This is a genomic window from Candidatus Obscuribacterales bacterium, from assembly GCA_036703605.1.
Lineage (GTDB): Bacteria > Cyanobacteriota > Cyanobacteriia > RECH01 > RECH01 > RECH01.
This window is the reverse complement of the sequence record DATNRH010001100.1, coordinates 1-9,792: the sequence shown is the minus strand read 5'-3', so window position 1 is coordinate 9,792 and position 9,792 is coordinate 1. Positions and strand designations below refer to the sequence as shown.

Below are 9,792 nucleotides of genomic sequence, written 5' to 3'. Positions count from 1 at the left end.
CCGAAAGCTCGCCTCGGCGATCGCTTGGGTTTCGGCACTGGTGAGGGGCATTTGCTGAACCATGCGATCGGTGCGTTCGCCAAAGGCCTGGCGGACAAGGCTGGCAGCGCTAGCATCCTGACCCAGTTCACTCCCCAAGGTGCGATCGGTGGCGGTATGCTCTAGCCGACGCTTGGCTTGCACATCCCAGCCACTGACAACCACCTGGGTCATCTGATTAGCCGTATCCGCAATGACGCTAAACTCCAGCAGACCCCGGTTGAGCACCAAGGTTAGCTGATCATTATCCTGCTGGCGTTGGCGTCGCCCTTGCACATGGAGGGTGGTGCCGTCTACCCAAATCTCTGCCCCCAAACGGCGGGCGCGATCGCGCAGAAAGGCCAGGTCACTCTGGTTCAATTGGGCAATGACGGGACAGGTGGAGGCCTCTAGGTCAATGTTGGCCTGTAATCCGTGATCCTGGGCAATGTGCTCAAACACAGCCCGATCAGATAGATTCTCAAAGGTGCGGGTACGGCGGGTTTGACGTAGGCCCTGGGCCGCATCTTCCAGCAAGACCACTATCTGGGGTGGTTCGCCCGCTGGATACTGCCCTTCCAAGGCACTAATCTGCCCCGTAAAAACCGTCGCTTCATCCAACCCCGCTCCCAAGGTCACCGTGAGAGTTTTGCCAAAGTCCAACAGGGTGCGATCGAAATAGAGGTAGTCAGGGCCCTGGCCGCGATCGCCCCAGTTACCAAACCGCGCCTCACATCGATACAGGCCCTCCGTCGTTTCCGTCACCGTCAGAGCCAGTAAGGCGGCAGATAAGCGCGGTTGTGCATCACCCTCAACCGTGAGGGCAGCTTCGGCTGCAACAATTCCAGGGGGGACTCCAAGTTCAAGCATGGTACAGGGGGAACTTAACGGGCATACAAACGCATCTGTCGTTCCATCAGCTTCCGAGTGACCCAATACAGATCACGGGGGGTGGGCCCGGGCGGCGGTAAGTTCACAGGCTCGGTGCTATGAACCTCCCCCGGGCTGGGCGGCGGGGCAATCACTTCCATGTCGTTGATAATGATGGGCATTGCGGTACCTTGTGATGAACATCTAGGGGAGCGATCGCACCTGGATCACTCTCGGGATTGAGTTAGGGGCTAGGGTGGGCCCATTCCCGGCTGGAGGATGGTGCGGGTGATGCCGGGTACGGCGGGGGGCGACGGTGGACGCAGGACACCCCGAGCCTTCACGTTGAGGTCGATTAAGGTTCCGGGAGTAAGGTTGCGGGGATTTTCGATGCCATTTTGGGAGGCGATCGCTTTCCAATCGTTGGGCTTACCGGCCTGGGCTGCTAGATTTTGAACAGTAGACCCTTGGGCGGCAGGCGTCAGGGGAGTCACGCCACCTTGGGTTGCACCGGTGGGAGGCGTGGTGGCCTCAGAATTGGTGGGTTCGGCAACATGGATACCTGGCTGACTCAGATTGAGCGTCACCGTAGCCCGCAGAGGACGGCCATCCTCTGACCACAGATCCAGGGTTTCATCCATCGACACGAGAATGCCATCAAAGAAAAAGGTGCCCCACTGAAACCGTAGTCCCGGCACTCGATAACGCTGCTGAGACTGACCACCACCAGCGGTTTCAGTGGTGCTGACAGTCTCCGGTGCAGGCTTCATAAAATAAGCAACATGTTTCGTCATCTGCCGCACATCTAAGGTGTTACCAGCTCCGGCCCCAGATACGTCAAACACCAATTCTACCGCCAGCTTAGAATCACCCTTACCCACCGATTGCATCGCGGAGGTGGTACTATTGCCGTCGGTTTGAATTTGGTTGGAATAAGACACCTTCAGAGAAGCTGGATTAAACTGCACTGTCATATGGGGCGTCGATGGCACAATCGGCACCCCTTGACTTGACCAGCTAAGTTCAAACATTTGAGCTTTGGTAAGCGCCATAGAACGATAAGTTAGGTGGACTTAATGCAATGAAGCTAAGTTGCCGGGTTTTGGCTTCGCTCAACCCTCTTCTCATGTCGCTCAAGCTTCTTCTCATGGGGATTGGAGCATTTCGACGTCGCTTAACCCTCTTCTCATGGTGTTGAGGGCTATCGCCATTCTGTATATCCATAGGCTTTCTACTAACCTCCAAGTTAGGGTGCACTTAGGGAAGATGCGGAGTTATCACTCCCTTGCACGGGCTGATCTGCTGCTGCACTGCCAAACTCCACAGCCATTGAGGCATAGACCAATTGGAATTCTTCAATGGCAATGCCCCCATCTTTGGCATTCAGAGCTGGAGCCCGAATTTTAATGGGAAGACAGTCTTTGAGCTTAAAGGTCATTTGGGGCTGCTGCGCCCCATCTAGCATCACTACAATGCCTTGGCCCCGCAGGCCCCGCTGATGGGTCTTGATCACTTCGGTAAACCAACGCCATAAACCGAAGTCTTGACTCATGCCCCGTTTGAGCGTCAGTTGACCGTAGGACACAGGCCCTGCAAGATGCACTTGCTCTGTCATTTGCCCGCCTTGGTGAAACGTCTTGGGCTCCATGGACATTTCCAGACCATCACACTCAGCAAAGGCCGCTCGACAGAGTTGATCTGAGATGCCATCCACTTGTATCTCCACCAAGAAATTGAAGGTGGTCAATAGACGATTAGCGACCATAGGGCCAGACCTCCTGCACCGTGATCGGATCCGCATCGCGCTGAACCAACCGTACGGTGATAAACGTCATCGGCTGGGATGGAGCTACGCGCAAGTCCACCCTGAGCTGCCCTTGCTCCACCTGCGATCGCCGGTTGAGCGTATCATCCAGCACCACTCGATAGGCGTCAGCGGGTGTACTGCCCGCAAATGCACCTAAATCAAACAGACGATGGAGAAGCTGCTCAAACTGATACTGTACCCGTCGCTGCACCGCTGGCGAGTGGGGGGCAAAGACGAGATTTTGTCCGTCTCGCAGAGCCAAGCGTCGCACCAAGATCAACAAGCGCCGCACGTTGAGATGGATCAAATCAGCATCCATACTCTGAGTGAAGTTGCCCCAGGGCACAAACCCTTGGGGAGATGGACGAATGGGATTGATGCCCGCCGTATAAAGCCCTTGTTCATCAGCGGGCGATAGGGACGGCACAGTAGCCAATACCCCCAGCAAGGGTTCATTAGCGGGGGCAATCCAGGCCCCGCGCCGCAGGCTACGGGCTGCCATGACGCCAGCGATCGCCCCGGCGGGATGACTATGGATCAGGCTGCCGGTTTCCGCTCGGCTGACCAACCAAGGGTGGTATAGGGCCATGTAGCTATCGGTGGTTTCTCCCTCGCGCTGGATGGCCGTTAGCAGCAGTCGTTGATGGGTTTGCACGTCGGCTGGGCGGTAGTGTTTCGGTAGACCCAGGAGGGTCACCCAATCACCCCGAGCGGCAGCTAGGCGGGTAGCGGCTTGCTGGATTTCTAGAAGCCCCGTGGCGTTGTAGTGCCGACTGGGGAGCATGTGCCAGCGGGTGGTGGGGGTAGCGGGCTGGGATAGGGGCTCAGGCGAGTCGGCGGTCGGCTCTAGCCGGCAGGGCTGGAAGGGGCCGGCCGTCGTGCAGGGATCCGAGAGGACGGTGGGCTGAGGTAAAGAGATATTGATGGTTTCGGTAGCACTCAACTGCCAGCCAGGATGGGCCGCATCGGTGAGCACCATCATGCTGATCTCCTCTAAGGGAAGAAGGGCATGCAGGCCCCTTAGGGGTTGGTTTTGCAGGTAGAGGCGATCGCTTGCTTCGGATAAGAGCGATCGCTGTTGCAGGGTTCTTAAAAAGGGATCTAAAAAGATCGTGGGCAAAAATGCACTCCAATCGTCTCCATTCAGCGTTGGCTCATCGTCGGTTGTCGGCACTAAACCATCCCGGACTAGGGGTTGGGCAGTGGTGGGTAGGGCTCCCCGCTTAGGCGATCGCACCCCCAAGGGAATAACCATCGTGGTATCGGGTAGTTCTAGGGCAATGGGCGATCGTGGAGACATGACGGTATCCCAAAGGGTTTGGAATACCGGTGATCCTGGGACAGATGCCTGCTGAACTTGGGTGCTAAAAAGCTGCTGATCGGTTGGTAAATGACCTAGGAATCGAGCATGGGATGCGTGACAGGCAAGGTTCTCAAGTCTGTACTCCACCTCCCCCGGCTCCTGCACCCTTAGGGCAAGCTGCACATGCTGCACACGAGCTAGGGTTAGCCCCTCTAAAGATTCATATCCCTCTATCCATACCTCCTGAAGGATGAACGCTTGGGCTTCAAGGGTTTCTAGCATCAGCCACACGAGGCGGTTGTTGCTCGTCCTTAAGCACAGCCAATCTCCTGGTTCGTAGACTGGGAAGGCGATCGCCAACAGCAACAATAATGACGTCCAGTCCAGTTCCCTAGACAGCAGGAAAAACCACAGCTTCACAAGGGGGGCGATAGTTTGCGTCAGAATCCAGCGGTTACCCTGTTGTGTGACTTTGGCTAAAACGGGTAGCCCCACACCCCTAGGAGACTCCAATAGACCAAACATAGGATCCTGAGCAGCCGTAAACCAGACTACATCATCAGGCTGGACGGTCGTGGTCATGGTTATGACATGCTGGGTCGTTGGTAATGAGCCTTGTCGTAAAACGACATAAGCTCGGTGACGATGATCGGTGAAATCAAGCTGAATGACATCCCCATGCTGCAAGGGCTGACGGAGGGAAATGGATAAAGATAAGGAAAAGGGAGTATCTGGCTGGATCGTGGTTGTGATAAAGGCAAGGGATTGAAACAAGCATTCCGTCTGCACCTGTATCGTATCCGACCAGCTACCCAGACTGCGGGCCTGAGCATAAACAGGACGGTAGGAGGTGCCATCCGTTTGCAGTAATCCAGGTAGAAGAAATTGATTCGTCTGCGCTTGAGACTCACCCGCCACTCGTACCACCCAGCAGCGCTGCCCCCCTTGGGCAAAAAAGGCCTGCACCGCCGGGGCAAGGCAAGCTGTTTGCCATAGACCTTGCTCTCTGTCCCAAGCTAGGGGATAGAGACTGCCAAATAGGTTGACAAATTCAGGATAGCTTTCCACCACCACCGGTAGATGAACCGGGCCCCGTTGGGCAAAGCCTACAAAAGCCGCAATATCCATGCGAGGTAAGCTAACGGTGGTGGGTGTTTCGACCCGAAAGGCAATGCCTGGTATGGTACGAGCGGTTAGCATCTGGCTCTCCTACTCCAGCGAACTCCAGCTTCGAACGTACGTAGACTTACTCAAACTTACTCAAACTTAATATCTTCCACCGATAGCCCCAGTTCCTCGATCGCCACATCCGTACCCTTGCCATTGAGGGATGGCCCCGTATATTTCATCGGCTGCGCTCCCTCCAACGTCCAGGTCATGGCGATGGTGCTGAGATCTTCGCTCTGGAGCTGAATCGTCACTTGCCGACGGGCGTCTTCGCCGTTACGGACTTGGTTCAGCCATTCGGTTAAATCTAAGGCACCCAGCACGCCTCGCTTGAGAGAGACATCTGTGACTTTGTATAAGCCTGGGATTTTCATGGGAGCAGCCCGCTTTTCATTACCTGCTCGGTATTCCTGCATGGTGATTTCCACCCCCAGGCCGGTGACTTCTTGGAAGCCAGCTTTGGCCCCATTAGTACCACCACCTAGATCCACTAAATATCGAAAGGCGCTGTAGGGGCGTTCCCGTTCCGTTGCCATGATGCTCTCTCCTTAGATAATCATAAGATAAATAGATCAAATGATACGTTTATGCTGTCAGAAGGATTGGGAGACTTAATACTTGGGAAAACTACCGACGATCAGCCGTCCACTGACCAATGCGGAAGATCACAAATTCTGCCGGGTAGAGCGGTGCAACGCCAATAAGACAGATCATGCGACCATTATCTAAGTCGTTTTGGGTCATGGTGCTGCGATCGCATCGGACAAAAAAGGCTTCCTCGATCTTGCTGCCCGATAAATGTCCCTCACGCCATTCGTTTTCCAAGAATCCTTCGACGGTGCGCCGTACGTTGTCCCAGAGCCGTTCTCCGTTGGGTTCGAAAACAGCCCATTGGGTTGATCGATCAATCGACGCTTCTAAGAAAACAAAATAACGGCGGATGTTTAGATATTTCCACTCTGGATCAGAGCTAGCGGTACGTGCGCCCCATACGCGAATTCCCCGTCCTTCAAAGAAACGAATGCAGTTAATTCCAAGGGGGTTCAGCACATCCTGCTGGGCCTTATTGATCAGCATTTCCACGCCGATCGCTCCGCGCACCACCTCATTTGCCGGTGCTTTATGCACCCCAATTTGCACATCATTGCGAGCGTAGATCCCTGCCACAAAACCACTAGGAGGTAGGTTAATTTCCTGATCGCTGACCGGATCTAAAACCCGCACCCAAGGGTAGTACAGTGCAGCATGGCTGGTATCCAACCCTGCTCGATAGTTGCGCACCCCGGAAATAGCTTGATCATTAGGACTATCCAACACCGCCACTCGGTAGCGCAACCGTTCACAATGGGATACGAGATGTTGGCTGATGGTCAGAATTTGGGTGCTGCGATCGCCCCAATTATAGGAATAGCCTGGCGCAGCGATAATTGAAATTTCTTCCAAATCTGCCAGGGATCGTAAGCCGCTCTTGGTTGGCGTATTATCATCCCCCATGCCTTCATAGGCAGGAGGCTGGGGCATCTCGCCATCGCTGCCGCCGCTGAGCGCATAGGTCTGCACCTGGGTCAATTGATTCTCGGACAACACCGCTGACCAGTCCTCTAGATGTAAGATCTGGGCAACCAATTGGGCTGGTCTAACCTCACCCGCAACGGTCAGCACGATGGGAGTTTCTAGGGCCTGTAGCCGATTGCTGATCTGCTCCGTCGGCGCAAAAATAGCGGTTAAGCTATCTCGTTGGCGTTGAGGGAGGTTAGACAGGGTGAGGTTATCCCACACCATCGTTTGAGAGAAACGTCCAGGTAAGGTTGCTTCCACCGTAAGCTGAACTGGATAGACGCGATCGCCCCCTGGTTCATCCAGTTCATTGAGGGAAAAGGCATCACCCACGGCAGGTAAGAAAAACCAAGCGCCTTGACGACGCTCCACCCCATGGATCAACGCTCTGTCACCCTGGCGAATTAAGACCAAATCTCCATCACGCACTTGGCGAATCGTAGGCTCAGTGGAGGTTCCGCCTAAAACGCTGGAACCCAAGCGCCCCGTCACGCGAATCGACAGGTTGCCGGCCGCGCCCGGAAAACGAGCCACCCACTGGGCATCGGCATCGGCGATCGCTAAGCGGGCTTCGACCCGTGCCGTACGAGCGGCGGTGCGAATAGCATCTACGGCAGTTGTGCTGGCTGTGATGACGGCGATCGCTGCTGTAGTGACGGCGGTGGTATGGGTAATGGCGGTTTGGGCCGTAGCCACATCAGTCACCATAACAATCGATGTGGATAAAGTTGCCGTTGCTGTTGCAAGGTTTGCTGCTGCTGTTTCTACCGTCACCGCAGCCTGACTAGCGGTGGTTCCGGCTACGGTCAGAGCTGTTGGATTAGAGCTAAGCCCCGTCAAGGCTTGGTTATTACCCATATTGATCCCAGCTTGATAGGTGTTTCCTATGGTGGACTGGGTATTGATCACATCTGCCTGTCCGGCAACGGCAGCTTGGAGTTGAGCATCAGCCGCATCCATGATCGCTTGCCATAGGTTGTCAAAGGCATCCTCCAGCGTCGGCTTCTCTGGAACATCAACCTCGTCCAAGCCAGCAATCCATGCTTGAAGCTGTTCACCCACAGTAGGCTCCCCCGCACCGTAGTTGTAGTTCAGCGTAGGAGAAGCCACACTAACGAGGGCTGCTAGGGTTTGTTCAACAGCAAATTGCAGGATGATCAGGGCGGCCGCTTGAGATTGGGTCAGGGCATTGGCACTGGTATCTAGGGCATTCAAAACTCGGTTGCTAGCGCCTAAGGCCGTGGCATCAACGGTGGCGATCGCTGCTATGGGGCTAGGAATGGGCGCACGGGCCAGCGTTGCATCCAGATCTGACGCTGTAAAAGCTCGGGCCACATACAGCCGAGAACCACCATTATCAAAAAATGCGCGTACCCCATGGGCGAGGTAATTGGTCACGGGGACGTTCTCATAAACGAGCGGATCAAGCCCGCCATAGATACGTTCAAACTGACTAAAACTAGTGATTAATTCTGGTTCCCCATCCAGCGGGCCATAACGGGTCGCCCCCACAAAGCCGGTGGTGCTAGTGCCCACCCCTTCAATGGATTTAGCGCGAAAACTAGTTTCTTCAACGTATACACCAGGCGCAAGATATTCCGGCATCGGGCACTCTCCTTGTGCAACAAACGGGCAATGAGCGGTCTACGTAGGCAAAAGTCGTAAAACAGATTCCTGGGGCGCGTTACCTCCCGGTCCTCGTGCCGTTCTTAACGTCAGCGGCTGACCAAACTGCAGCGTTACCGATAAACTATCCCGCGATCGCAGCCTTGGCGTTGCGCCTGTCGTCCAGCGATCGCCAATCGGAGACGGGGATTGGGTGAGCAGGGTCTCTAGATCAGGTACGTTATAACCCGGTAAGATAGGTATGTCCTGGTACTGCACCGTCACGCGTAACGCAAATCGTTGCTGATCCAGGGAGGAATAGGGCGTAGATGCAGATTCCGGTTCGGGCACCCTCGGATAGGGCATGGGTATGGCAACCTTACCTTGGTGATCCGCCATGGCAAAGTAGTCAAACTCAGACTCAGGCTCGGAGGCAGGAAGACGCACCCGCACCAGCGCATAGGCCGCCGGGCGATCGCTGGTACCAACCACCATCTGCCCTCGGATCAATGCCCGCCCCGGGGGGAGCGAACGGGTTGGGGCAGACCAAAGCTGTATGCCCAAGGCCTCGCCTGGTGGTGGTTCGGGCCGCAGCAGCGAGGTGCGCAGCCAGTCTCCCTGCCCGCAGAACACCCCCCGGAAGGGTAAACGGGCGATGAAGGACATGGGTAAAAATTGCGATCGACGATCGACGAGATCAACCCTGACAAACTGTTCATCGGGTGGATTGCCCCACAGATCTGAATCTGCATGCAGTGGGCGTTCTGCTGCTGTGAGTCCTAAGAAGGCGATCGCACCACTAGGGGTAAGAATACCGCGCACGGGTTTCCCAAGACGTTGGGAACGATTTTGGCTCAATCGTTGTGCCGTAACAATTAGACCGTCTGTTATACAACGCTGAGTCAAGCGATCCCAAAACCGGACTCCTAAAAGAGTATGGGTATCATAACGTTCGAGGGGTATTAACATCATAAGGGCACCCCATCAAACCAGTTCATGTCGCCTGTTCGCGTTTGCACGGGCTCACCCGTCGCGATCGTTCGACGGGAATCCAGCAGCAAGTTGCGAACTAGGTAAGGAATTGTAATTTGGTAACGCACATCACCATTGCCCAGCGTATCCCAAAGCTGCAAAAGTTCTTCGCCATCCATTTCACTCAGCAGAAGTTCTACGGCCTCATGGGACGCAAAAATTGCTGTATTGCTGCCAATATTCAGCACCGATGCTGGAATCAATGGATAATCTTCTAACGTACGCACAACCCAGCCAACTAAACGGTTTTGCGTACTGGGACTATTGCCCCAAATAGTGATTAGTAGGTAGAGATCTAGGGGCAGTTTATGAAGATGTTGTTGACCATCTGTCAGTAGATTTCCCTGGGGAGTGCGATGGGACAAGTTAGGTAAAGTGCGGTAGAGAAATACGGATGCCCCAGAATTAATATGACGATCAGATCCTGCGTCCG

The 9,792-nt window shown here is 54.9% G+C and carries 9 protein-coding genes; all 9 read right to left on the bottom strand.

Going from position 1 to position 9,792, the window contains the following annotated elements; all coding sequences use genetic code 11:
• Positions 1-888: hypothetical protein (locus V6D20_22905; protein HEY9818632.1), on the bottom strand; the 888-nt coding region annotated here is incomplete at its 3' end.
• A gap of 14 nt (positions 889-902) precedes the next feature.
• On the bottom strand, positions 903-1,070 hold the full coding sequence (locus tag V6D20_22900; GenBank protein HEY9818631.1) for a hypothetical protein: 168 nt from the start codon (positions 1,068-1,070) through the stop codon (positions 903-905).
• 69 nt (positions 1,071-1,139) lie between these two features.
• Positions 1,140-1,940 carry a hypothetical protein gene (locus tag V6D20_22895; protein ID HEY9818630.1) on the bottom strand — a complete coding sequence of 267 codons (801 nt, stop codon included), beginning with the start codon at positions 1,938-1,940 and terminating at the stop codon, positions 1,140-1,142.
• 194 nt (positions 1,941-2,134) lie between these two features.
• Positions 2,135-2,653 carry a phage tail protein gene (locus V6D20_22890; GenBank protein HEY9818629.1) on the bottom strand — a complete coding sequence of 173 codons (519 nt, stop codon included), beginning with the start codon at positions 2,651-2,653 and terminating at the stop codon, positions 2,135-2,137.
• Positions 2,643-5,198 carry a hypothetical protein gene (locus tag V6D20_22885; GenBank protein HEY9818628.1) on the bottom strand — a complete coding sequence of 852 codons (2,556 nt, stop codon included), beginning with the start codon at positions 5,196-5,198 and terminating at the stop codon, positions 2,643-2,645. The genes V6D20_22890 and V6D20_22885 overlap by 11 nt, the downstream gene beginning before the upstream one ends.
• Positions 5,199-5,254: 56 nt before the next feature.
• A complete protein-coding gene (locus V6D20_22880; protein ID HEY9818627.1) occupies positions 5,255-5,701 on the bottom strand; it encodes a phage tail protein in 447 nt (148 codons plus the stop codon).
• 91 nt (positions 5,702-5,792) lie between these two features.
• Positions 5,793-8,327, bottom strand: coding sequence for a phage tail sheath subtilisin-like domain-containing protein (locus V6D20_22875; GenBank protein HEY9818626.1), 2,535 nt, complete (start codon positions 8,325-8,327; stop codon positions 5,793-5,795).
• Positions 8,328-8,366: 39 nt separating this feature from the next.
• Positions 8,367-9,299 (bottom strand): hypothetical protein, encoded by a 933-nt coding sequence (locus tag V6D20_22870; protein ID HEY9818625.1) that lies wholly within the window; start codon positions 9,297-9,299, stop codon positions 8,367-8,369.
• On the bottom strand, positions 9,296-9,792 hold a 497-nt coding region (locus V6D20_22865), incomplete at its 5' end, for a Pvc16 family protein (GenBank protein ID HEY9818624.1). The genes V6D20_22865 and V6D20_22870, both read right to left, overlap by 4 nt.

Excerpts from the sequence above, each read along its gene's own strand:
- V6D20_22900 (HEY9818631.1), bottom strand. The coding sequence starts at position 1,070 with ATGCCCATCATTATCAACGACATGGAAGTGATTGCCCCGCCGCCCAGC.
- V6D20_22895 (HEY9818630.1), bottom strand. The coding sequence starts at position 1,940 with ATGGCGCTTACCAAAGCTCAAATGTTTGAACTTAGCTGGTCAAGTCAA.
- V6D20_22890 (HEY9818629.1), bottom strand. The coding sequence starts at position 2,653 with ATGGTCGCTAATCGTCTATTGACCACCTTCAATTTCTTGGTGGAGATA.
- V6D20_22885 (HEY9818628.1), bottom strand. The coding sequence starts at position 5,198 with ATGCTAACCGCTCGTACCATACCAGGCATTGCCTTTCGGGTCGAAACA.
- V6D20_22880 (HEY9818627.1), bottom strand. The coding sequence starts at position 5,701 with ATGGCAACGGAACGGGAACGCCCCTACAGCGCCTTTCGATATTTAGTG.
- V6D20_22875 (HEY9818626.1), bottom strand. The coding sequence starts at position 8,327 with ATGCCGGAATATCTTGCGCCTGGTGTATACGTTGAAGAAACTAGTTTT.
- V6D20_22870 (HEY9818625.1), bottom strand. The coding sequence starts at position 9,299 with ATGATGTTAATACCCCTCGAACGTTATGATACCCATACTCTTTTAGGA.